We start from the raw sequence: 24,270 nt of genomic DNA, 5'->3' as shown, positions 1-24,270 counted from the left end.
TCAATCTACTTCACGGTTTAATCCAGCACCTTTGGGCGAACGCTCTCGCTCCCACTCCGGTGGTTTCCATAGGTGCTGCAACCGCTGTATTACAGATCCGCCTGGGGCGGCCATGGCTTTAAACAGATCCCAATATTCGTGACACCAGTTCACGATCAGGTTGTGGCTGTAGACCGGTCGGGTGATACCGTATTCCACCGGTACGTCATCACGTTCTGCCACGAAGGTGCCAAACCAACGGTCGAACACAATAAAAACACCGCCGTAATTACGGTCGATGTAATTCGGATTGCGGCCGTGGTGAACGCGGTGATGGCTTGGCGTATTAAACAGCCATTCAATCAGCGGATGCAGCCGGCCCACCAAGGTGGTGTGAATAAAAAACTGATACACCAGTGACAACGCATAGCACACGCCAATCCACACCGGGTTAAAACCCAGCCACGCCAACGGGACATACACCAGCCAGCCACCGTTAAAAATGTTGGTCGCGTTCTGACGCATCGCCGTGGAAAAATTCATGCGTTCGGAAGAATGGTGCGTTACGTGCGCAGCCCATAACCAACGCACACGATGCGACGCCCTGTGAAACCAGTAAAAACAAAAATCGGTCAGCACCCACAGCAGTATAGCCGTTGCCCAGTTCAGTGGAATATCCATCAGCCGATAGTGATAGGCCAGCGCATACACCGGAAAGGAAATCACCCCGGCAAAGAGCAACTCAGTGGTCTGGTAACCGGCACCGAGCATAAAATTCCGGATCGATTCACGCCCATCGACGCGCACTGGATCGTGGCGAATCTTCAGGTATTCCCACAAAAACACACCAATAAAGAAGGGCGTGGCAACCACGAAAATCAACTGCCGCTCATCCAGCGCCAACCAGGGCGCCAGTGTTTGCCACACACTGGCGAGCCCACTGTCATGCCACACGGCCTCGAACAGGGGTATCAGTGTCATTGGGTGTCTCCATCGTCGATCTTGTTGTTATGGCTCAGGCCCGCCGTCGCCTGTGCGAAGCCTGAGCGTTGCCTCCTATTGTGCGCTGGCCTAACACCAGCTAATTGACGAATCATGCCCAGTTTTTGACAATTGATGCCAATCTCACCAAGGAGTCTCTATGGCTACGAATATCCGCGTGACCGGAGCCTGGGTTCAGTTGTTAAGTGATTGGCTGGATCAGGAAAACCTGCCCGCACCGGAATTGCGGGCCGTGCTCGATAGCCGTGGCCCGGCCGACATCGTCGCCCTGCCGCTGTGGCGGGAACTGCTTGCCAGCGCTGTGGCGTTGCGCCCGCAACAACCGGCGCCGGGCCTGGCCATTGGCGGGCTTGTACAGCCACGGCATCTAGGCGTGCTGGGTTATCTCACACTCACCTGCCAGACGTTGGGCGAAGCCATGCTGGCTTATCAGCGTTATGAAAGCCTGTTCTATGGGCAAGATCTGGTCGAGGTGCTGAGTGAAGGCAGCGTTATTAACCTGCGCTGGCCCGCCTCGGCGTCGGTGGGCGACCTGGCCGACAGCGTTTCCATTGCGGCGCTCATCCGCTTTATGCGTCGGCTGGCGTCACAACCACCGTCGTTGACCGACGTAAGCTTCGTCTTCCCGGCGCCCACACAGGAAGCGCATCAAGCCTACGAAGATTTCTTCGGTTGCCCGGTTCACTTTGATGCCAGCCACACCAGTGTGCGCTTTCCACAAAGCTTGCTGAGCATTCGTCTGCCGCACAACGACACCAGCCTACGCGCCCTGCTCGACCAGCAGGCACAAGCGTTACTGCAAGCCCTGCCCGATTCCGACCCGTTCGACCGCGCGCTGCAACACACCATGGTGCGCTTACTGCCCGAAGGTCAGGTCAGCCTGAAACGTGTGGCCGCGCAATTGCACGTCTCGGTGCGCACACTGCAACGCCGGCTGGAACAGCGCCAGCTCACCTGGCGATCCCTGCTCGACCGCACCCGCGAACAACTCGCCCACCACTACCTGGCCGACGCGTCCTTAACACTCAGTGAAATTGCGTTGCTGTTGGGGTATTCCGAACACAGCGCGTTCAGTCGCGCTTACCGGCAATGGACCGGGCATACACCGGCGCAGGCGCGCCAGTCCAACAACAGACGTGAATAAAAAACGGGGGAACCCGTCAACAGAAATGAGCCGTGCGCTAAACAAGGTAGGTAATGTGATACGCCTGACCGTTTTCAAAATCGTCGCGGTAAGCATCGGGCAACGCATCCAATTGCAGCGCCCGTTCATCCATAAACCAGTCCGGCACAGGTTGCTGACTGGCCACAATGGCGTGTTGATCCAGAGCGATGCCAAACCGGCCTTGGCTGTTTTCCAACCCTTCTTTAAAGGCGTCATTCAACACCCGGCCCGCCTCGATGACGGATTCTTCCGTTACTTCAAAACCCTGCGCAGCCCAGCCTTCAGCCATTGCGCCCATCATGCTCCAGCCCATTGCCAGCAAGATGTCATCTTCACCGACCAGCTCCGTCTTCATGCGCTCCATCAGCGCGTCCATCCTGCCGACGTCGATCGGTTCCGGCAGATTATTGCCGGTCGGGTTGTCCACCGACTGGATCATTCGCTCTAATTTGATGATCTGCTGAGCATTGGCTGAAATGCTTACCGGCGCATCAGTGGCAATAGCCTTTGCCTGTGAAATACCCGGTTCGTTCCCAGGTTTCGTCGTCTCTGGGCCCCGTCGCACAATCGGGTTCATCGTCATCATTGCGTCGGCTTTCATCGGTTCCCCTTCATTGAAAAGTGGCTGCGTTAAGAACAGCTTTTAAAAAACCATTCTTTCAGTGCGCCGACCGACAACAAAAATGACCGGCATTAAGTAGGCTGCTTCTCAAAGAGCAATAAGTATTCCAATGAACAGGTGACCTTTACTGAATAGGCTTTTCAAGCGCCTTTCAAGCCAGAAAAACCAATATTCACTCACCCTTTCCACAAACCTGATAACCCACCGAAACTTTGAAAGGGCCTAACTAACAGTTATTCAAACGACCAGTTTTTGTGCCAGCCTTTAACACAAGCCGCATACCGCTCAGAACCCGGCCAAACAGAAAGTACCCAGGGTATATTCGCGCTGAATAACCCCGCCTATAAAAAACCGCAAGCGGGTGAAACCCGACATCTCATATCGATAACCCTCTTCAAGCACCTCGAATGCGCCGTCTATCTCAAACACCATATTGTCCGACAGATAAACAACCAGCTGATCAACGGTTTGCTCAACCCGCTCGACTGAATAGTGGCTCTCAAAAGACCGCCCAATCGTACTGCCATCGGGGAATAGAAACGAAAAATGAGTACGCTCGGCAACCCAAGCCTGAATGGAACGATGATTGTCTTTCATCCTTGAAAGTCTCTTTGATGGGTGAGTGGAACAGAGGGTAGGCAGCGACGGCTTCCTAGCCATCACTCCACAGAAAATACCATGCTGACGCCAGCAACCCTAGCCTGCCTCTGTAAATACGATGTTGATCCCGTAACGAACAAAGAAACGGGCTATAGCTCGGCTTCAAATCGGCTGATCAGTTCAATCGACCGCTGCGAGTAACCCGAAAGATCCTCACTGTCTAAATAGGCCGTTAGTTGTTGTTTAAATTGAGTCTGGATATCCAGATCACTGCCCTGGATACCGTTCAACGCTCGAGTAAAATCGTCCAGCATGCTCACACCTATGCGAGAGTTCTCCTCGAGTTGCTCGAGTATTTCACCATACACCAGCGTGAAATCACCCAACCAGACTCCCGACGATTCATCCTGCGTCCACGTAATTTTTTCAAAGAATGGTTTTAAGTGGGTCAGCGCTGACAACTGATAAAATAGAGTGTCTTTCAACTTTTCGAATTCAGCTTCATACAGGGTGGTATAGGGTTGGCCTGAACCGTTGGGCGTTCCAATCTCGCGACCCGCAAAGGCTTCCATTGTTTTAATTTTTCGCTCATCAATCGACGCTTGATAATAAGGCCGGTATTCGCCTTCCTGGCCTGTCCAATTATAGAGAATAGGCGCTAACAAGTTCTGACGTTCCTCGGACGAGGTTGAATCCATGAACTGCTGGACTAATCGCTGCAGCTCACCTGACTCATCGCGCGCCATGGCTTGATGCAACGACAGCACATTCCCAAACCCCGTTGCATCGGGTAAAGCTGCTATATCGTCCGAGACAGGAATAAAAACCTCTTGGGTGTCGGTTGTGTCTCGTGGAAACTGGACAATGGAGATTTCCCGAATTTGCCCATCGTAGTTTGTGTAAAAAGAAACCCGCCGATACTGATTCCCGTGTTCATCAACATAAGATTGGTTTGAAGCGCGCAGATAGATAGACTCAATACCCACGTCCCCATATCGAACCAATTCCCCTCTATCGAAGACACCATCCTGATTGAGATCACGCCATATACTCAGATAATCGAACCCTTCATCATGAAGGTTGAAATATCCATCATCGTTCGAATCAAACAAGGGCAGCAGTACCTGGAAACCATTTTCCGCCAGTGTCCCGTCCGGCAACAGGGTGGCTGCACCCAATAGCTCACGACCATCGCTAATCACTCCGTCACCGTTTCGGTCAAGAACTAAAATGCCATCATCTGGATGCACAAACCCAGTCAACTCAGCGAATCCGTCCGCATCGTGATCAAATTGAATGTTTACATCGAACCCGACGGTTTCGACTCCGTCGCCATCAATATCGATAACCAACACAGAGCCCGGACCAAAACTTTCATCAAACTCAGCATCCTGACCGACGTATGGTTGTTCGTTAGACTCAATCAATTGTTCGAACGCCGCCCAGCTTTTATTAGTATGTTGAGACCAGAACAGATAACTTATCCAGTAGGCAGACGCCTCATCCGGGTATTCCCACAAACCCCACGGTTGCAATTGCGATGTTCTCTTTAAATACATATCACCAATGCATTTAACCGTTTTGCACTGGTCGCGTTGCGCAAGCCAAGCCCTCTGCGCTTCCTGAACATTCACGTCATGTTGATAAATCCGAGCTCCGATCGAAAACTGATAAACGACACTGAAGCTCCTATCGACATAAGACAGCACATCGGAATCGCAAATCATCCGCTCAACCTGATTCAGCTCAGCGTCACAGTCATAGCTGGGTGGCCCAACTGGAAATGCAAAAGCGGTAGGTGCTATCCATATCAGTATCGAGCTGCAGAGCGTTTTTCCTTTCTTTTTAGACACCGGAAATTCCTTTTAAGCCAATATAATGATCGACCTACTTTACCTTAAATATCACTGATGATGCCTTACAGAAAAATACAGAAGCGGACACATGTGCCACCTGACTTTTTCCCTGAAAACTGTATCGCGTTCATAGGATTAATGACTGCCAGAGCGCTAGCAAACTAACAGTTAGGTGCTTACATCTACACTCGGTGAATCGAATCGGTATGGCCTTTTCAGTTCCGTTCATTGGCCATTAGAGCTCCCCTCTTCTCTCAGGTTCTCGATGATCTGCTTCCGGGCCTATTGCGTCAGTTCGTTGCCTGGGTGCGGATTGTGCGGATGCTGGGTTGCTGTTGTATAACTTTGCCCTCGAGCCATAACCTTCCAATTTTTCGTAACACAGGTGACCTAGGCGCTTCACCCAATCCTCCTAGGGTTCAGAATTCACGCCTTGTTAAATAGTTGATAGCATGCGCACGCGGACACCGTGAGTCAGCGCTCATCAAACGCGTTAATAGGGAATCTCGTCAGCAGGATGCTCTCCCTCCTTCCCTGTTGCCAGGTTCATAGCCTAATCGGCGTGAGCAATACCCGACCGGTAACAGTAGTGGGCGACTGTTCCCCTCTGTGCCGGATCATCCGTTCGATGTTGCTTGTATGCTCAATATCCCCGACTGGTTTGAGCCGTATTTTGATGCACCTCCGTTAACCATCTTTTATTGATATGAGATCACTACATGCCTCATCACCCAGTCGTCCGGCACCTTATGACCCTTGTGTGCTTTGTTGGACTCTTTATCGCGCTTTCACTCCCCAACCGGTTGGCCTGGATTGGTCCGCCCGCCTTTGTTTTCTTCCCGCTCGAGTTGCTCGTCATTGGTTTTCTATTGCTGATTCCGGGCGTTGCCGGCAAGGCCGTTCATGCTTTGCTGGCGGTGTTGTTAGGTCTGGCTATGCTGCTGCGCGGCGCCGATCTGGTGACCCACGAGATATTTGCGCGGCGTTTTAATCCGGTTTTCGACAGTCACCTGTTGGCCGACGCCAGCCGTTTGCTGAGCGGGGTGCTAGGCAGTCTGGCGTCCGTCTTGGTTGCTCTGGGGCTGGTGTTGGTCGTCGCTCTGGTGTGCTGGCTGGCCTATGTGATGCTCGGGCGGATTCAGCGCACTCTGCACACCGACGCTCGTCTGTCCGGCATTGCGCTGCTGGCGCTGTTGCTGGTCTGGGGTGGGCTCAAAACCGCAGGCTGGTCGCGGGCCGATACCTTTGCCTGGGATCATCTGCTCGCCCATGGGCGGGATACCCTGCACAGTCTTCAGGATTTGCAGGCATTTGCCGCCACAGTCGGTGACGATGCCGCCGACGAACTGCCCGCCGACGGTTTGTTTTCACGGCTGGAAGGTAAGGATGTTTTTGTCGTCTTCGCCGAGTCCTACGGGCGAGTGCTGTTGGAGCAAGACCCCTTTCAGGCGGCCATTACCGAAAAGCTGAACTGGGCAGAGGCGTCGCTGGTGGCCGAGGGCCTGCAAATGCGCAGCGCCTTTCTGACGTCACCGACGGTGGGTGGTCTGAGCTGGCTGGCCCACGGGACGCTGCTCTCTGGCGCCTGGATCGACAGCGAAAACCGCTACAAAAGCCTGATGCTCAGCGAACGGGTGACCCTGAACCGGCTGTTTCGGAAGGCCGGTTGGCGCACCGTGGCCGGGATGCCGGCGATCAGTCTGGCCTGGCCCGAAGGCGCCTATTACGGTTACGACCAAATCTACAATGCGCATACTTTCGGCTACGAAGGGCGGCCCTTCAACTGGGTAACCATGCCCGATCAGTACGTCTGGTCGGCCTTACAGGCGCGCGAGCGCAGCGGGCAAAACCGGCCACCGGTTATGGCAGAAGTGGCGCTGATTTCATCGCATGCTCCCTGGACACCCAACACCCACTTGGTGCCTTGGGATCAGGTCGGCGACGGTACCATCTTTAACGACCAGGCTCAGGCCGGACCCAACCCGGAAGACGTGTGGAGCGATGTGAATTCCATTCGCCTCTATTACCGCCAGTCGATCGAATACATGTTGGAGACGCTGGTGTCTTATCTACAGGAATATGGCGACGATAATCTGGTGGTGCTGATCCTGGGCGATCATCAGGCTGCGCCGATGATCACCGGCGACCCCGATAACCGAGACGTACCGGTGCACCTGATTGCCAGCGATCCGGCGGTGATCGACGCCATCGACAGCTGGCAATGGCAACCCGGCATGAAGCCGGATGCCGACGCGCCCGTCTGGCGAATGGATGAGGTTCGCGACCGCTTTATCGATGCATTTTCCAACCCCGACAAGGAGTCCAACTGATGGCGCATACAACCTGGCGTGAACGCCTTGGCCTCTGGCGTTCACTGATGATGTATTACGGCATTCCCGGGCGCCAGTCGCGCTTGCGTCGCTGTTACGGGCAGTTTATTCGCCCCGGTGATGTGTGTTTCGAAGTCGGCGCTCACGTCGGTAATCGACTGATGGCATGGCGCGCCCTGGGTGCTCAAATTGTGGCCATGGAACCGCAACCGTTGCTGATGCAAACCCTGCGGCAGCGCTATGGCACCGATGCCAAGATCACGCTGATCGAAGAAGCCGTAGGCGCCGAGCCCGGAGAAGCCACGCTGTTTATCAGCACGCGTACGCCTACGGTCACTACGTTATCGCGGGAATGGATGTCTCAGGTGCAACAGGATGCCTCCTTTCAGTCGGTCCGCTGGGACCGCGAAGTGACGGTGCCGGTCACGACGCTCGATGCCCTGATCGAGCGTCACGGCGAGCCACGCTTTTGCAAAATCGATGTTGAAGGCTTTGAACTGGCTGTGTTGCAGGGGCTGTCACGACCGCTGGCGGCGTTGTCGTTCGAGTACATCCCGGCCAGCATGAGCACCGCGCTGGCCTGTATCGATCGTTTGGAAGAACTGGGGAATTACCAATACAACCTCGCCCCCGGTGAAAGCCACCGAATGACGTTCCAGCATTGGCTAACTCCGGCTGAGATGAAACGTAATTTGGAAGCCACTCACGAAGGCAGTGGCGATGTGTATGCCAGACGGTTGGACGCTTAACCCGGCAACGCCAGAACGTCGGTATGGCCGACGACGCACGTACCCGAGGCCGCGTTGGACTGCCGAAACTGAACCCAGTCTTCCAGCGTGCTGGGGTGGATGTCTGGATGATCGGCAACGGCGCTTGCAATGCCCGTGATTAATTCCGCCACCATCGCCTGATCAGCACCATCCAGCGTCCAGGGGCTGCTGGCCAGATACACCCGGAAACCGGCTTCAGTGAACAGACGCTGCAGAACCGCACCGGAGTCTGGCCCCAGCGCCGGGCCAAAGCCCTTGTCGGTACGCTGATCCTGATTAAACGCCGCCAGTACGGTGTTATCCAGCGGGTGTTGGGGTGTCCACTGTGTAGTGCCGTCGTAATTCAGGGCCGCATAGAGGCCGATTGAGTGTTGCTGGTTTTGATCTTTCAGTTCGGCTGCCAGCGTAGCCAGAAAATGCTCAGAGACCAGATCGAACAGGGCCGACGCTGTGACCAGACGCGCGCCTTGCAGTGGCAGTGATGCCAACGCCGACAGATCCGCTTTGCACGGCTCTATTCGGTGCGTTTCGCCATGCCGGCGTACGGCTTCGTCGAGTAAGGCCGTGTCGTTATCCACGAGTCGCCAGATCAGCGCTTGCGGGTTCGAAGCTGTCAGCGCACGCAAGGTAGAGCCAGTGCCCGCGCCCAGATCAACCGCCACCGGCGTTTCGTCGCCCGCCAACCACTGCATTGCCTGCGCCCTCAGGCTGTTGTCGCGGGCGCGCCGGTCGGCGGCTTCGCGCAGATCGAGCCAATCGATGCTGAATCCACTCATGGTTGAGGTATTTCCTTATGGGTGTATGGATTGGATAAGGCGAACCACCTGACCGGCGGTATCAGCCCAGGTAGGTAGTTTGGCGGCCGCTTCACGGGCGCCCGCTTGCAGTTGGCGGTGCAGATTTTCTTCGGTCAGCAAGGTACGCAGTGCATCTGTTAGCGCGGCTGTGTCGTCAGGTAGTACGAGCAGGCCGGCGGACTCAGGTACCACATCCGGTACCGCGCCAGCCCGGGCGGCGATCACCGGCAAGCCCGCCGCCAGCGCTTCGGCGAAAACCATGCCGTAACCTTCGTAGCGGGACGGCAAAACGAACAGATCGGCATTGTGGAACTCGGCCGCCAGATCATCCACCGGCCCTGTCAGTTGAATGCGATCGTGCAATTGCCGCCGGTTTATCTGTTGCTGTAAGGCTGCGGTCCAGTCGGGGTCGAAATCCTGGCCACCGACAAAGCGAGCCTGCCAGGGCAATTCGGCCAAAGGTGCCAGCGCATCAATGAGCACATCGTGAGCTTTGCGCCGGGTCAGGGAAGCAACGGTCAGTATTTGACGCGGCGACCCAATGCAAGGAGCAAAAGGCGCCGGGTCGGTGCCGGGCTGCGCCACCACCACCTTTTCCGGTGGCATGGCGAACTGGTCGATCAATATCTGCCGGGTGTGCCCGCTGGTGACCAGTGCAGCGCGAACGGTGTACAATGCGCGCTGCTCCGATGCCTGAAACCGCGCTCGTTGTGCCGGGTCCAAACCCGACTCCAGCGCCAGCGGATGATGGCACAATGCGATGATGCGAAGTCGTTGTGCTTCGGCTTCAGCCAGCTGATCCAGCGTGCCGAAGGCGAGCCCATCGAAGATCACGACCGCACCATCCGGCACCACCGCCAGTTTCTGGCGGGCATCTTCCAGCGCCCGTTTATCCGGGAAGGGAAATTGGCTGGAAAGCGCAATAGTTTGAACGTCAAAGCCCAGTTGCCGCAACTCGCGGATCAACCGGCGATCGTAGCGATAGCCGCCCGTCGGCGTCGCCAGGTCGCCGGGGAAAACAAAAAACAAGGTGGTGAAGTTCAACAGAGTTGTGATCCGTTCCAATCAGGGGGGTCGTAACTTATTGAGTTGTGTCCGGGCATGAATAGCAAGACGCCCAGACATACAAGGATCGTTATACCAACATTAAGAGTACCTCATGTCTATACCTGCCGTGACCCGTATGACCCGCACAAGGATCCCCACTGAATACGGCGATTTTCACTTGTGCTATTACACCAACACCCTCGACAACAAAGAACACCTGGCATTTTTCATGGGCGATATTGCCCACGCCGGGCCGGTTCTGGCTCGGGTTCATTCCGAATGTTTTACCGGCGATGTACTCGGCTCCCGGCGCTGCGATTGCGGTGAACAACTCGACCGCGCCATGGCCATGATCGCCAAGGCAGGCGCTGGTGTTGTGTTGTACATGCGCCAGGAAGGCCGCGGTATTGGCTTGCTTGATAAGCTGCGCGCCTACAACCTGCAAGACGAGGGCTACGACACCGTCGATGCCAATTTAATGCTCGGCCACGGCGCCGACGAACGCGACTACTCACTGGCCGCTCTGATACTGGCAGACCTGGGCGTGGATTCAGTACAGCTGATCACCAACAACCCGGCCAAAATCAGCGCGCTGGAAGCCAAAGGCATTACTGTCTCAGGGCGAGTATCGCTGGCCGTTGCGGCCAACACCGACAACGTCGGCTACCTGCTCACCAAGGTGCAGCGTATGGATCATCTGCTGCCCATCGAACCCCTCGAAAAGCCTGTAAGCTCATGACGCTGAATCAGGACATCGAACACTGGCTGCTGGCCGAACAAAAAACCACTCAGGATTCAGCGCCGAATCGCCCCCATGTCACATTGAGTTACGCCCAAAGTTGGGATGGCAGCATTACCACCGTCCCGGGTGAAACCATGGCACTGAGCAGTGATGCCAGCATGCAGATGACGCACCAGTTGCGCAGCCTGCACGACGGCATTTTGGTCGGCATCGGCACCGTACTGGCCGATAACCCGCGACTTAACGTGCGTAAGTGGACCGGTAATGACCCGCAACCCATCGTACTCGACAGCCAACTGCGCATGCCGCCCAGCTGCAAGCTGTGCCAGAAAGCCGAGCGCGGTTGCTGGGTGCTGACCACGCCAGAAGCACAGACCGATCGTGACGACTGCGAACTCATCGTCGTACCCGGCGATGCCGATGGACACGTGAACCTGCATGCCGCCATGGACGTCTTGTACGAGCGCGGCATTCGCAGCTTAATGGTCGAGGGGGGCGCTTCAGTGATTACCGCTTTTCTGCGATCCGGACTGGCCGATGCCGTGATACTGACTGTCGCCCCGATGTTTGTGGGCGGCTACAACGCCGTCGGCCCATTGGGCGATGCCGACAACCTGCCTTTCCCTCAGATCGGCGACTTGCACAGCCAGCAACTGGGCAACGAGTTGATTGTCTGGGGTCGGCTGTGCTATGTGAGTGACGCCAAACCCGGGCTCGAATCATGACCAACACGACAACCACCGATCAGCTCTGGTTCACCGCGCCGTTTCAGGTAGAAGTGCGCAGCGTGCCGCTGGCGCCACCGGCGGCGGACGAACTTCAGGTACGCACCCTTTGTTCGGCCGTCAGCCCCGGCACGGAATTGCTGCTCTATCGCAACCAACTGCCGGATTCGATGGCACTCGACAGCACGCTCGACGCCCTGCAGGGCACGTCCCAGTACCCGGTGCAATACGGCTACGCCTGTGTTGGAGACGTGCAACAAGTGGGCGCGGATGTTGACCCGGCCTGGTTGGGGAGAACCGTGTTTTCCTTCCAGCCCCACGCCCGTCATTTCAATGCCCGGCCAGACCAGCTCATTGCCGTACCCGACGGCATTTCCGCCGAAGCCGCCGCCTTTCTGCCCAACATGGAAACGGCCGTTAACCTGGTGCAGGATGGCCAGCCGATGCTTGGCGAGCGCGTTGTGGTGCTTGGCCAGGGTGTGGTCGGTTTGCTGTTATCGGGCGTGCTGGCGCAATACCCCTTGGCCTCTTTGCAGGCCATTGAAGGCCAAAGCAAGCGCCAGGAACTGGCTCTCCAACTGGGCGTGCAGGCCGTCTTCAGCCCGGCCGACGCCAGCGCAAACCCGCAACCCGATCTGGCTGATGCCGATTTAATCTACGAGATCAGCGGACACCCCGAGGCGCTGAATCTGGCCGTTGGCCTCAGTGGCTATGCCAGCCGCATCGTGATCGGCAGTTGGTATGGCAACAAACCGGTATCGGTTGATTTAGGCGGCGAAGCGCATCGTAACCGCCTGCAGCTGATCACCAGCCAGGTCAGCACTCTGGCCCCGGCCCTGAGCGGCCGTTGGAGCAAACAACGCCGCTTCGATGTTGCCTGGGAAATGATTCGCCGCCTCGACCCGACCCAACTGATTACCCACCGGTTGCCATTGCGCGAAGCCGGCACCCTTTACCAGCAACTGCACGATGCCCGGACTGGCTCTCAAGACGCCATGGTGCAGCCGCTGTTCGTTTATTCCGCTGACTGACCGATAAGGATTTCTATGTATACCGTCGCCGTTACACAAGACTTTATTGCCAACCATTATTTGATTGGCGGGGACTGGGGCTCCGAGAACAACCCGCACGCCCACCACTATGTACTCGAAGTGCAGATCGAAAGTGACACCCTCAACGAGCATGGCTATCTGGTCGACATCGTTGAAATCGAAGCCGCCCTGAACAAGGTGGTGGATTACTACCGCGACAGCATGCTCAACGACAAACCGGAATTCGCCGGGCTGAACCCGAGCATTGAACATTTCAGCCGCATTCTCAGTGAACAGCTGTTAGCCGGCATTACCCCACCCGGCACCGGCGCTCTCACCGTCAAACTCTGGGAGAACGACACCTGCTGGGCGGCCTACCGGCACTCATTCGGCTGAGGCTGTTTTGCCCGCCAGACGGGGACGATGAAAGCTGTACAAACAGCCCAACCCCACCAGCAACACCAGCGCATCGCGCAGCCGCGTCAGTGCAATCAGCCCCAGGGCCGCACTGACCGGCAACCCCAGCAACTGAAACGACCACAACAAAGATGCCTCGATGGTGCCAATGCCGCCCGGCACCGGCAGCAACATCGCCAGCCGCATGCCCACCATGATCGTCAGCAGATCGGTCAGCGATGGCGAGAGGCCGAGAAAATGCAACAACAGCCACAACTCCGCCACCAGCGCCACCCAACCCAGCAACGACAACAGCAACGCAGCCGCCAATCGCCCCCGATGCATTGCCAGTGCGCCTTGCATCAACCGCACCAGCGCCTGCCAGCCACTTTCCTGATTGGCATCCGCTTCAGCCGAATCAGAGCGCCAGCGTTGCACCAAAGGACGCAGCCGATTCGCCAGCCACAGCGGGTGGTACACGACCAGCGCCGCCGCGACGAACAAAGCCACCAAGACGCCGCCCAGTATGGCCGCCACCTGCAAGCCGTCATCGAGCGGCACCATGGACGTGCCAAGCAGCAGCAACACACCGGCGAGCAATACCGCGATATTGGTCGCGGTTTCCACAAAGCGATCGAGCCCCAGCATGGCCACCGCGCGATGCAGAGGCTGAGCAAAAACACGGGTTAACCAAAGCAACTGCAGCGGCTCACCACCGAAATGAGGACCGGGAGTCAGAAAACTGACCGCACTGCCTGCCTGGCGCATCCGAAACAGACGGATCAACGACAAGGGTGCCTGTAATGCCTGCCCCAGCAGTTGCCAGCGCTTAACGGCCATATAGAGAATGCCGCCATTGACCAGCGTCCACAGCAGCCAATTGTGCCAGCTGAGTTGCTCAAGCTGGTGGGTAATGCTGTTCAGCGGCAGTTGCCTCAGCGTCCAACCGGCGAGCACAAGCGCCAGCAGCCAGAGGCCACCGGTAGTGAGGTTCCATCGATTGAAAGCGCGGCGTTGCGTCATGCAGCCGGCTCCCGGCGAGCGCCAAGCCAGCCGCTGACATGAAGCCAGTCACGGCAGAAGCCGAGCAGCAGCGGAATCATCAGGGCAATGCTCAGCCACTGGGAAACCGACCCGGGCAACGGCGGCCATAAGGCAAACGCCACCAGCACCATTTGCGCGCCGGCCAGGTATCGACGTAGCTGACTCGGCGGCAACGCATACACCGGTCGTCCGCGTTGCACTCGCCAGCGAATGCCCCACTGAAACAGGTAATAAGCCACGCTGACCAACAGATAAACCACCGGCAGCTTGCCGGTAAAAACAGCCACTAAAGGCGCAATGAACAAGCCAAAGGCGTCCATAACGGTGTCGAGTTCGGTCCCCAGTCGTGTTGTCTGCTGCTGGCGCCGGGCGACATAGCCATCGAGCCCGTCTAACGCGGCTGCCACGCTGTAAAACACAGCCGGCACGTAAAGCAAACCAGCGGAGGTCGGCAGCGGGAGGATGGCCAGAAAACCAGCGGTCGCGCCGATCAGCCAGCCGCGCAGCAGCGTAATGCGGTTGGCCGTACCCAGGCCGGTGAAGGGTCGGTTATCCAGACTGGCGACATTCAAATGCAGCCGCCGGTGGCACTGCCACAACACAAAAGCCCAGCCAACCAGACCGCCGCCGAACCAGCGCGCGCCTGTGATGGGCCCGTTAAAAACCGACAACACCAGAGCACCGGCCAGCAACGCGGCAACACCCAGCAAGGCGATGCGCACCCATTCGCGGTGCAATGGCAATGGCCCACGGGCGCCAAATACTGTGACAAAACGCTCAGTTAAACCCGGCATAAGTCATCCGGTTAATGCGAAGCAGGCGAATAATGATCATAATGCAGACCCCGAAAAAGATGGGGCCGGAGTATACGACCCGAGCGCTGGAAGGGACTAGCGCTAGCACCGTAACCGACCCCACACCTGGTTAGAATACACGCGCATCACTCTTGACCCGCACTTGATGGAAAGGGAAAACATCATGCTACCAAGAAGTACCCGGCCCGTTTATTGGGCCGTGGCTGTGGCAGCCTTGCTATTGCTAGTCGTGGCCGGCCTGCTGTTCAGCCGGTCGCTCATGACGCCACCGGCGTTAGAGCCCAACACCACTTCATTCAACCAGCGCTGGCTTGAAGAACGGGCCCGTGAGTTGGCGAACCAAGCCTTTACGCCCGACACACTGGCCGACGACAGCGCGCTGCGCGCCTTAAGCTATGACCAATTCCGGAGCATCCGGTTTGATCCGAACCACGCAGCCTGGAGCGATGAACACAGCTCGTTTCAACTGCAACTGTTTCACCCGGGGTTCCTCCACACCACGCCCGTTGGCATTCACCTGGTGGAAAACGGCGTGGCCCGTCGCCTGGATTTCGATACCGAGGTGTTCAGCTACGACGACCGCTCCATTGATGTGAACAGCCTGAGCGCCGACGGTTATGCCGGCTTTCGGGTTCACCACCCCATCAACAGCGCTGAACATTACGACGAGTTTTTAGTGTTCCTGGGCGCCAGCTATTTTCGCGCCGTCGCTAAAAATCAGTTCTACGGGCTTTCTGCACGCGGCCTGGCGGTGAATACCGTTGGCGAAGGCGACGAAGAATTCCCGCACTTTTCCGATTTTTGGATTGAACAGCCCACCAGCGACGACGATAAAATAGTCATCTACGCCCTGCTCGACAGCCCCTCGGTCACCGGCGCCTACCGCTTTACCGTGATGCCCGGAGACGAGACCATCATGGATGTTGACGCCAGCCTCTACCCGCGCGTGGACACGCCACGCATTGGCGTCGCGCCGCTGACGTCCATGTTTATGTTCGACAGCACCAACCACGCCCGCTTCGATGATTTCCGTAACGCCGTCCACGACTCCAACGGTCTGCAGATTCAGCAAGCCAATGGCGAACAGATCTGGCGACCCCTGGCCAACCCGACGCATTGGCAAGCCTCGTCCTTTGAAACCGCCGACTCAGCCATGCCGGCCGGCTTTGGGCTGATGCAGCGCCGAGACACCTTTGAACAATTCAATGACAACGAAGCCCGTTACGACAAACGGCCATCACTCTGGGTGGAACCGCTGGGTGATTGGGGCCAAGGCCACGTAGAACTGCTGGAAATCCCGACCGACGGTGAATACCAGGACAATATTGCCGCCTACTGGCAACCGACTGGCGGTCTGAAAACCGGCCAGACCTATCGCTATCAATACCGTCTGCACTGGGGCGCCGCCTCGGCCTACGCACCGGAACAAGGACGCATCACCAACACCGCCTCCGGCCGCGCCCTGGGCAGCAACGACCGCATTTTTGTGATCGATTACAGTGACGGATCGGCACTGCCCAATCTGACCGAAAACCCCGATGCCATGCGCATCAACGCCAGCACCAGTGCCGGCGAAATCACCGATGTCAGTGGCACACTGGTCTCGGCCACCGGCCACTACCAGGCCTACGTCAAACTCAACCCGGGCGAAGCCGACCTGGCCGAACTGCGCGTCGCCCTGGAAGTGAACGGCCAGACCTGGGGTGAAACCTGGCTCTATCGGTGGACGCGATGACAGCAACGCTAACACCACCGGCATCGCCCCTGGCCATGCCCACCCAGCAGCTGTCACAGCGCCCAAGTAAATTTGCCGCCCGCAAAACGATAACCACCTGGCTGGCGCGCTACTTCACCTTCGGCGGTAGCCTGGCGCTGACCATCGCCGCCAGCGTCCAGATGTATCTGACGCTACCGCTCAGCCATTCACTCAGCCATGCCGTGACAACGACCGGTTCCGGCGACCTCTGGGTAACGGCCTTACTGTGGTTATTGCAGGGCTTGTTCACCCTCACCTTCGGATGGATTTCGCTGACGGCGACGGCCGCGATGGCCTCGCTGTTTTTCTACCGCACTCAACCCGGTTCACGGCAACGCCAGGCCCAACCCAACGCGGCCCTGCGCGGCAAAACCGTATTGCTGATGCCCATTTACAACGAGGACGCCGCCAGTGCCTGTGCGGCGCTGGCCGCCATGGGCGAAGATCTGGCCCGGCTGAAGCTGCAGTCGCATTTCGAGATCTTCATTCTCTCGGACAGCAACAAAGCCGATGTCATCCACGCCGAAACCACCGCCGTGCAGTGCCTGCGTGAGCGGTTGGGCGATGGTTTAGCGGTTTGGTACCGCCGCCGCAGCCAGAACACCGAACGCAAAACCGGCAACATTCGCGACTTTATTAACCGCTGGGGCCGCAGTTACGACTACATGGTGGTGCTCGATGCCGACAGCCTGATTGCCGCTGACACGCTGGCCACCCTGGTGCGCGAAATGGATGCCGACCCCAACACCGGCATTCTGCAAACCCTGCCCCGCCAATACGCCGGCGAAACGCTCTTTGCCCGGCTGCAACAATTTTCGAGCCTGGCCTATGGCCTGGTGTTCGCCAGAGGCCTGAGCGCCTGGCAGGGCGACAGCGGCAACTACTGGGGGCACAACGCCATCATTCGCATCCGCGCATTCGCGGCCGCCGCTGGCTTACCCGAACTGCCCGGCCCACGCCCGTTCGGCGGCGAAATACGCTCACACGATTTTGTCGAAGCCGCGCTGATTCGGCGCGCTGGCTGGACAGTGCGCATGCTGCCCGACCTGGAAGGCTCCTGGGAGGAATGCCCACCCACCCTGGGCGACGCCGCCATTCGTGACCGGCGCTGGGCGCAAGGCAACGTTCAACACCTGGCCGTGTTACGCACCCGCGGCCTGCGCTGGCCAAGCCGGGCGCACATGTTAATGGGCGTCATGAATTACCTGACCTCCCTGCTGTGGCTCGCCATGGTGACGGTCGGCCTGGTGCTGAGCACACACTTTGCGCTGCAACAAAGCCAAAGCTTAACCGGTGGCCTGATACCCCACTTCGATTCAGAACGGATGATCGGGCTGTTCGTGTTCACCATGGCGCTGTTACTGCTGCCCAAAGCATTGGGGTTGCTGGGTGGTTTGCTGAGCAAAACTCGACGCGGCGGCACCCGCCGACTGACCTTTTTCGTCAGTGCCCTACTGGAACTGCTGTTCTCGGTACTGCACGCGCCCATCTTCATGCTGGTGCACAGCCGCCATCTCTGGGAAATCGCAAGGGGACAAGACTCTGGCTGGTCCGCTCAACGGCGGCATGGCAGTGGAGTGATCTGGCGGCCGCTCATCGCCCGTCATGGCATGCAGACCATTCTCGGAGTGCTGGTGCTCGGACTGTTATTGGGGCTATCGTCGTCGCTGTTGTATTGGATGTTGCCCACGGTCATCGGACTGATACTGGCCGTACCGCTGTGCGCCCTGACGGGCAGCGAAACGGCCGGCCAGTGGCTGGCAAGGTGGGGCGTGCTGGGCACTCCCGAAGAAGTGGCCCCACCTGAGATCATGCAACGCCGACAGGCGTTTCTGGATGCTTATTCGGCCACGATTAATAGCCGATAAAGCATCGCTCAATAAAGAACCAGACGGCTGTTACAGCATCCGCCGGAACAAGCCGTCTTTATCGATCAGGTGCTTCATCGCCGCGCCAATATGGCCAACGATCAACACACCCAGCGCAATCGCTAACGCACCGTGAATCCCGAATAACCGGCTAGCCAATGCTTCATCCACTGGCACAAACGGCATCGGCGGCAGGTGATACCCACCCACGGTAATCAGCGCCGGATAGGCTGTCACACCGGCCCAGCCAAACAGCGGCGTCAACACCAGCAACACATAGAGCAGATGATGCAAACTGTGGGCGGCCAGTTGCAGGTGACGCGGCAAGGTATCCGGATAGGCCGGTCCCTTGAGCCGAACCTTCATCACAATCCGCACCACCATCAATAACAGCACGGTAAAGCCGATCAGCTTATGCCAGCTGTACAAGGTATTGGTCAGCGCCCCCCAAAGATTCGCCTCGGCCCGTTCGGCCATCACAATGCCCACGGGTATTAATGCGAAAATCATCAGCGCCATAAGCCAGTGCAGCACTCGCCAGGCGATTGGGTATTTTTGAATTTGAGTCATTGGATCTGTTCCTTAGCACGGTTTTAAAACAGGGGATTCCCTACCTGAAACGCATCATAAAGATTATTGTTGCGGGGGGCTATCTAAAGGGGTTGGGGGTATTAATTTTGGTTTTATCTGTAGTGAATCTTTAACGCCTATCGTTGCAATTTTATTCACAAAAAAGTACCGCAACGCTTTTTAGTTTATTCAGCAAAATGACCACTTTTAGCTGTCATGATGAACTCATCACTCGCTTTAAATTCAATGTCCAATTAACACTCATATTCGTGGGAAAACTGATCCCGATTGTCACACCCCCTATTCCTACAAAAGCTAAAACACAAGCGGCGCTAACAGATTCAACGCTCACTGAGTGACATGATTTACTGGTTATCCGATAGGAAGTACCCAACAACAATACGCCTAGGCATTTTAAATTCGTGCATATTTTTGCAAATGAATAAAAAGATTATCGTAGGAAAGAGACGGCACATGTTATCCAAAACGAAAAATTCGTAGGGTTAAAAACACAATATGTTGTTGCGACCATAACTTGTCCGGAATGCCCGAAAACGCCCTGTTTAAGGCATTCTACGCACACAACTGCCTTTGGTAAGATATATCCGGAAGCTCATTCAGGTACACATTGTCTCTCTTGAGGGTCTTCAGTGTGTCTCGACCTTGTAACTGCTCTGCGAGCTTCTGATCGGCATCGCACACTCCACAAGACCCTGAGCAGCGGCGGACGCTTGGGCTACTTTGGCCTATATTGCCGGTCAGCCATTCCAGCGGAAACGTCAATTTCTCATATTGGCCAAAGCAATATTCCGAACTTTTCACTGCACTATCTTCGCGATAACGCTGCTGGCGGTCGCCACTTATCCCTTAACCTATCCCAACTCACGATCGAGACAGTCCAGATTAAAGGTCACATTGAATCGCCCCCAACACACTAAACCTTTCATCGGTGCTGCAAATCGATCTAGGCTGTCTGGCGTTGTTCTTAGGCTACGTTCAATTGCTAGGATGTAAACGGATTCGTTGTCGATTTCTATGTGCATGACAAGAGCGCCACGTAGTCTTGTTGAATCTCTACTTTTGAACGGCCAATCTCGCACTTATTTTCTAACGACCTCATCGTCGCGGAATGGACGGAGTGCGATAAGTTTGGGTTCGGTCTCTCTACTAAAGCCATTTTCAAAGGTGAACCAGTGAATTTCGGTAACGCGGTCAGGTAATACGTTACGTAGATAATTCACGGCATGCCACATATCTCGCAATACGCGCCTGAACTCTAGTTCTATGGGTGCATTGAACATCGCTCGATCAATGTCGTTTTTGTGGCCACGTCGAGAGCCGCCTGAAAAAATGCCTCCTTCGGCGCCGTTTGTATTGGTATTTGCCCCTGATTTTGGCTATTCGATGGTGCTCGAATAACTTGTACAGACTATCCCAGGGGGGGGATCTAAATCGATGTAGGCGAGGTCTTCAAAATGGTGAGTTCTTGCGTGTTTGTTTGGTTCATAATCTCCAGTTAGGGCAAACTCCTGGCCCGGTCTCCTATGACCGCTACCCCGCACTATGTTCGTGTTATCGCCTGATTCATTTTTCACTCTTTCATCGACTTCATTGTTAGACGATGGTCGATAGGTGGTGATTGGATGGCCGGAGGGGCGGCTGCAGCCTAAAATATTGAGGGCTAAATAGTTCTCTATACTACTGAAGCAAGATCCCTGCGGTATTTAAGACGACAATTCTTTGAGCATACCGTTTGATACCCTATTTATTCAAAACCTTGTTTATATTCAGTCGAGTGCACGCTACAGCTCATCCAGTTTTGCTCGCCAGCTCTTTGGTAAACCGGCTTTATGCAGACGATACTTTAGTCCTTAATATCACCGTGCGGTATGGATAGTCTTGTGAGCATATGGCGCCATATATCGGCTGTCACTGAGTCGGGTGAGATGACCAATAAGCTGCGGAAGACATCACCTTTCGGTTGGTTTGGCCAAGTGAGCAGTTTTTATCTGACACGTTTAACTTCTACGATATTGGCGCCTTGCTTGAACTGCCGGCTGGGGCCATCAGTCTAAAATACGAGTTTCATGGGGCTTGAAGCTGCAGGCCCAAGCGGTAGGCGGCTTCATCAGTCTGGTGCACTAATACATGTCCATTAAGCTTTGCCCAGTACCTAGCAAGGTTTTCGGCACTTGTTGAAACCATGACATGGGGTGCCATTACAAGTGACTTTGGGCGGGCATAAATGCCTCTTTCAATGCGCTCAATCTCGCCAGATTGGACTAAACGGCTCAGCGCTTTATTTATTAGCCGTGGAAGTTCCAAAGTCGGCCCAGCCGGAATCTCGGGTTGAGAATGGAACCCCTTTGCGCAAAAGCTTGATACGGCTTTTCACCATCTGAGCTGTAGACATATAGAAACCTGACCCAGAATGTTAATGGTTTAGCGCTTTGTGGCTGCAAATAGCACTTGCAGCTCAACATACGTTCAGGGTGGTGTGCATCTATCCTATATAGGCAGTTTGGAGCGAAGCGCCCAGATAAAAGGTCTGATAATGAATGTTTATGCTATGTTGTATTAGTCTCTGTATTAGTCGACCAACCTCGGTCAGTATTTTAAGTATTTCGTCAGCCGCAACAGGCGATATGCCACCGTTGCATGTGTGAGATCACTGTCGGTTGTAGTAGCCCATCAAGTAAGCCCAAATATCTCTCTAGGCTTCGGACAAGCTTCGATAACCCGGTGCGGCTATCCACTCTGATTTCAGGCTCCGAAACAGCCTTTCCAGACCTGATTAGGCCGTTCAACTGCAAACGCCCGATCCAGGTGATTGGCGATATCCGGTCGTTCAACCGTGGCCTGTTTGTAGGCGTGAGGTCCGGGCTGCTTACTGATCAGCCCCAGCTCACTAATCAACCGTATAACCTTGAAACGACCGATGACAATGACTCCATTACTGAGCAGGCCTTTGATGGTCCGGTGGCCCGCAGAGCGGCGACTCTTGGTGAACAAGCAATTGACCAGAGCCTTCAGGGTCAGGCGCTCGACATCCACATGGTTTCGCCGGTGGCGATACTCGCAATAGCTGGAACGATTGACACCAAACGCTTCACAGACCATTTTGTTGATGTCTGCTTCCTCAATCGGTCTTTCAGCGAGTCGGATTCATTTCATCCGACATCAAAAGTACGGTAGCTTTTTAAGGCAGCCTTCTCCTGTACCAGGCGATACAGCGGGCTTCCAGTTCCTGGATCCGATGCCTGGATGAAGGCCTTGCTTTTTGGAGTGACGCCGTCACGCTCCTTGTCCAGTAGGTTAACCAAGCGCCGAACTGCGATTTCACCAACGCACAGGGACACGCTGGCCTGTGTAAAGGTGTAACCTTAATCCAGCACTAGGTTGGCTGCTTCTTGTTTGAACCCGGGAGAAAAAGAACGTCGCTTTATGGTCATTAGAAACCTCATTTATGGTGGTACCTTTACCACTCACGTTGGCGTCCGGAATCATTGAAGCACTACAAACATGTACCTAAAACAATCGGAATTCTACCCGTCGGTTTTGCAAACGTCCTTGCGGTGTGACATTGGTTGCTACAGGACGACTGTCACCAAAACCCTCAGCACTTAGTCGATTGGGGTCGATGCCCTGCGTGGCAAGGTAATTCATCACTGATTGCGCACGACCCAGGGAAAGTAGCTGATTAGCAGCCGGTATTCCCGTGTCATCGGTGTGCCCCAGAATTGACACCCGAGTGCCCGGATTATCCGTCATCCACACCGAGAGCCGATTCAACGCCGGTTTATCTTCGGTTCGTATCACCGTTGACGAGGGATCGAATTTTACCGGAATGGTGAAGATTTCCGGCAGAATAATCAGATCAACACGAATTGGACCTGCTTCATTGTCGCCGTTGGATACCCAATAGAAGAAACTGACCTCGGTGTGGTTATCGCCATAGTGATCGTAGATCAAAACATTATCGAGCATCGACAATGAGCCGTAATCCGGGATGGAATACTCGACAATGGTCAATGGTCGCCCTTGCGGGTCGCTGTCATTTTCTAATACATCCAGACGCGAAGAGGTGTTAAAGCCGACCTGGAACGAGTCCCCGTTGGCGTTGGGAGGCGCTGCAACAATTTCGATCATGACCTGCACCGGCCCGACCTCTTCATCGCCGTTGTCGATCCAGTACTCGAACTGATCAACTTCAGCATCGTCGCCGTTATGGCGATATCGGATGCGCCGTTGATCACTGCTGATGGATACATCACCCGACTCCGCCTGGCTCACACGTGCAACACGCAGATTATTGCCAACGGACGTATCGTTCAGTAATACATTAAGCGGCTGGCTTGAACTACGTGATAGAACATAGCGGTCATCCAGACTGGGGCCGGCAGGCACTTCAACCTCAATAACGGTTGGCTCGGCAGGTTTGGCGCCAAAGCGATAAGTCAGGCCGACACGAGTGGATTGCACCAGTTCATCACCAATGCCATAGAGGCGCGTCCCTGCTCGTGCTGACCAGCGAGGGTCTATTTGATAGTCAAAGTGCAAGCCACCGTACCAGCCAATGCCACTGATGGAATCAGTTCGAACAGCACTTTCGTTAACGCCGTCGAGTTCGTAATCTTGCCACCAGAAAAACAGCCCTAATTCGGAGCCAAATTCAAAGGGATCAAGATTGAGATCGCCGGTCCCTTTCCAGCGGCTGTTAAAGCCAACACCAATGCCATTGCCGCTGTTGGGGTGAATGTCGGCCAGGCCATCGTAGATTTCCTGTAGTTCAGCGTCATTAGCAACTTCGCCACTGTAGTCCAGATTCACGTTGCCGAGATTGATCCATTCAAGTTGTGACGACAGCACTAATTGCTCGTCTGAGGTCTCCCAGAAATCCCAGCCCAGCCCGACTTTCCACGACAGCCGAGCGGTTTGTGGATCGCCAATGGTAATGTCCAGTCCCTTGTCGTCGGCGCTTTGCTGATAATCTTCCTGAATCAAGTTTGATGCCAAACCAACGTCCAGGGACAGCCAAAGATCGGCGATGTCGAACTCTTTAGCATGTGCCCCGGGCCCAATCAGCAGGGCGATAAATACAGTGAGTGTTGTAAAAAAAAAGTTGCTCGCAATGCGTCCCTTAACTACCAAGATT

21 protein-coding genes are annotated in these 24,270 nt (G+C 55.6%); 10 read left to right on the top strand and 11 right to left on the bottom strand.

The window, feature by feature from the left end:
- Complete coding sequence (locus BGP77_RS08815) at nt 1-960, bottom strand: sterol desaturase family protein (RefSeq protein WP_108164327.1); 960 nt, start codon at nt 958-960, stop codon at nt 1-3.
- 160 nt (nt 961-1,120) lie between these two features.
- Between BGP77_RS08815 and BGP77_RS08810 the strand changes: the two genes are divergently transcribed.
- Nucleotides 1,121-2,125, top strand: coding sequence for an AraC family transcriptional regulator (locus BGP77_RS08810; protein WP_108164326.1), 1,005 nt, complete (start codon nt 1,121-1,123; stop codon nt 2,123-2,125).
- 37 nt (nt 2,126-2,162) lie between these two features.
- Here the strand turns inward: BGP77_RS08810 and BGP77_RS08805 are convergent, their stop codons facing one another.
- From BGP77_RS08805 to BGP77_RS08795, 3 genes are all read right to left on the bottom strand, one after another.
- Entirely contained in the window at nt 2,163-2,747 is a 585-nt protein-coding gene (locus BGP77_RS08805) for a hypothetical protein (RefSeq protein WP_108164325.1), read from the bottom strand.
- A gap of 306 nt (nt 2,748-3,053) precedes the next feature.
- On the bottom strand, nt 3,054-3,365 hold the full coding sequence (locus BGP77_RS08800) for a hypothetical protein (protein ID WP_108164324.1): 312 nt from the start codon (nt 3,363-3,365) through the stop codon (nt 3,054-3,056).
- A gap of 152 nt (nt 3,366-3,517) precedes the next feature.
- The gene (locus BGP77_RS08795; RefSeq protein WP_108164323.1) at nt 3,518-5,221 is read right to left on the bottom strand and encodes a lysozyme inhibitor LprI family protein; all 1,704 of its coding nucleotides are present in this window, start codon (nt 5,219-5,221) and stop codon (nt 3,518-3,520) included.
- A gap of 752 nt (nt 5,222-5,973) precedes the next feature.
- Here BGP77_RS08795 and BGP77_RS08790 point away from each other — a divergent pair.
- Both BGP77_RS08790 and BGP77_RS08785 read left to right on the top strand, forming a co-directional pair.
- Nucleotides 5,974-7,554 (top strand): hypothetical protein, encoded by a 1,581-nt coding sequence (locus BGP77_RS08790; protein WP_108164322.1) that lies wholly within the window; start codon nt 5,974-5,976, stop codon nt 7,552-7,554.
- Complete coding sequence (locus tag BGP77_RS08785; RefSeq protein ID WP_199224222.1) at nt 7,554-8,303, top strand: FkbM family methyltransferase; 750 nt, start codon at nt 7,554-7,556, stop codon at nt 8,301-8,303. The genes BGP77_RS08790 and BGP77_RS08785 overlap by 1 nt, the downstream gene beginning before the upstream one ends.
- On the opposite strand, the gene BGP77_RS08780 is transcribed toward BGP77_RS08785, so the two are convergent.
- Both BGP77_RS08780 and BGP77_RS08775 read right to left on the bottom strand, forming a co-directional pair.
- Nucleotides 8,300-9,100: a class I SAM-dependent methyltransferase gene (locus BGP77_RS08780; RefSeq protein ID WP_108164321.1), complete on the bottom strand. Its 801-nt coding sequence runs from the start codon at nt 9,098-9,100 to the stop codon at nt 8,300-8,302. The genes BGP77_RS08785 and BGP77_RS08780 overlap by 4 nt on opposite strands.
- A gap of 15 nt (nt 9,101-9,115) precedes the next feature.
- Nucleotides 9,116-10,186, bottom strand: a complete 1,071-nt coding sequence (locus BGP77_RS08775; RefSeq protein WP_199224221.1) for a glycosyltransferase family 4 protein — start codon at nt 10,184-10,186, stop codon at nt 9,116-9,118.
- 94 nt (nt 10,187-10,280) lie between these two features.
- Between BGP77_RS08775 and ribA the strand changes: the two genes are divergently transcribed.
- The 4 genes from ribA to BGP77_RS08755 are packed head-to-tail and all read left to right on the top strand — an operon-like array spanning nt 10,281 to nt 13,062.
- Complete coding sequence (gene ribA, locus BGP77_RS08770; RefSeq protein ID WP_108164320.1) at nt 10,281-10,907, top strand: GTP cyclohydrolase II; 627 nt, start codon at nt 10,281-10,283, stop codon at nt 10,905-10,907.
- Nucleotides 10,904-11,635, top strand: a complete 732-nt coding sequence (locus tag BGP77_RS08765; protein WP_108164319.1) for a RibD family protein — start codon at nt 10,904-10,906, stop codon at nt 11,633-11,635. Before ribA ends, BGP77_RS08765 begins: the two co-directional genes overlap by 4 nt.
- A complete protein-coding gene (locus BGP77_RS08760) occupies nt 11,632-12,666 on the top strand; it encodes a zinc-binding alcohol dehydrogenase (RefSeq protein ID WP_199224220.1) in 1,035 nt (344 codons plus the stop codon). The genes BGP77_RS08765 and BGP77_RS08760 overlap by 4 nt, the downstream gene beginning before the upstream one ends.
- Nucleotides 12,667-12,681: 15 nt before the next feature.
- Nucleotides 12,682-13,062, top strand: coding sequence for a 6-carboxytetrahydropterin synthase (locus BGP77_RS08755; RefSeq protein WP_108164318.1), 381 nt, complete (start codon nt 12,682-12,684; stop codon nt 13,060-13,062).
- Here BGP77_RS08755 and BGP77_RS08750 read toward each other — a convergent pair.
- Together BGP77_RS08750 and BGP77_RS08745 are read right to left on the bottom strand one after the other, a co-directional pair.
- A complete protein-coding gene (locus BGP77_RS08750; protein ID WP_108164317.1) occupies nt 13,051-14,085 on the bottom strand; it encodes a lysylphosphatidylglycerol synthase transmembrane domain-containing protein in 1,035 nt (344 codons plus the stop codon). The two genes, BGP77_RS08755 and BGP77_RS08750, sit on opposite strands and share 12 nt — an antisense overlap.
- Nucleotides 14,082-14,900, bottom strand: coding sequence for a CDP-alcohol phosphatidyltransferase family protein (locus BGP77_RS08745; RefSeq protein WP_108164316.1), 819 nt, complete (start codon nt 14,898-14,900; stop codon nt 14,082-14,084). The genes BGP77_RS08750 and BGP77_RS08745 overlap by 4 nt, the downstream gene beginning before the upstream one ends.
- A 184-nt stretch (nt 14,901-15,084) precedes the next feature.
- Between BGP77_RS08745 and BGP77_RS08740 the strand changes: the two genes are divergently transcribed.
- Complete coding sequence (locus tag BGP77_RS08740) at nt 15,085-16,656, top strand: glucan biosynthesis protein (RefSeq protein ID WP_158269324.1); 1,572 nt, start codon at nt 15,085-15,087, stop codon at nt 16,654-16,656.
- Nucleotides 16,653-18,545: a glucans biosynthesis glucosyltransferase MdoH gene (gene mdoH, locus BGP77_RS08735; protein WP_108164314.1), complete on the top strand. Its 1,893-nt coding sequence runs from the start codon at nt 16,653-16,655 to the stop codon at nt 18,543-18,545. Before BGP77_RS08740 ends, mdoH begins: the two co-directional genes overlap by 4 nt.
- A 30-nt stretch (nt 18,546-18,575) precedes the next feature.
- Here mdoH and BGP77_RS08730 read toward each other — a convergent pair whose 3' ends face one another.
- Nucleotides 18,576-19,115: a cytochrome b gene (locus tag BGP77_RS08730; RefSeq protein WP_108164313.1), complete on the bottom strand. Its 540-nt coding sequence runs from the start codon at nt 19,113-19,115 to the stop codon at nt 18,576-18,578.
- Between the two features lie 2,085 nt (nt 19,116-21,200).
- Entirely contained in the window at nt 21,201-21,440 is a 240-nt protein-coding gene (locus BGP77_RS18400; protein WP_158269323.1) for a DUF6088 family protein, read from the bottom strand.
- A 417-nt stretch (nt 21,441-21,857) separates the two neighbouring features.
- On the opposite strand from BGP77_RS18400, the gene BGP77_RS18395 reads away from it, so the two are divergent.
- Nucleotides 21,858-22,310: a hypothetical protein gene (locus tag BGP77_RS18395; RefSeq protein ID WP_158269322.1), complete on the top strand. Its 453-nt coding sequence runs from the start codon at nt 21,858-21,860 to the stop codon at nt 22,308-22,310.
- 333 nt (nt 22,311-22,643) lie between these two features.
- On the opposite strand, the gene BGP77_RS18125 is transcribed toward BGP77_RS18395, so the two are convergent.
- Nucleotides 22,644-24,266 carry an OmpA family protein gene (locus BGP77_RS18125; RefSeq protein ID WP_199224219.1) on the bottom strand — a complete coding sequence of 541 codons (1,623 nt, stop codon included), beginning with the start codon at nt 24,264-24,266 and terminating at the stop codon, nt 22,644-22,646.
- Nucleotides 24,267-24,270 lie beyond the last annotated feature (4 nt).

It is taken from the genome of Saccharospirillum sp. MSK14-1 (assembly GCF_003054965.1).
Lineage (GTDB): Bacteria > Pseudomonadota > Gammaproteobacteria > Pseudomonadales > Natronospirillaceae > Saccharospirillum.
Note: the sequence above shows the minus strand (reverse complement) of the source record. Positions and strands in the feature narration are given on the sequence as shown.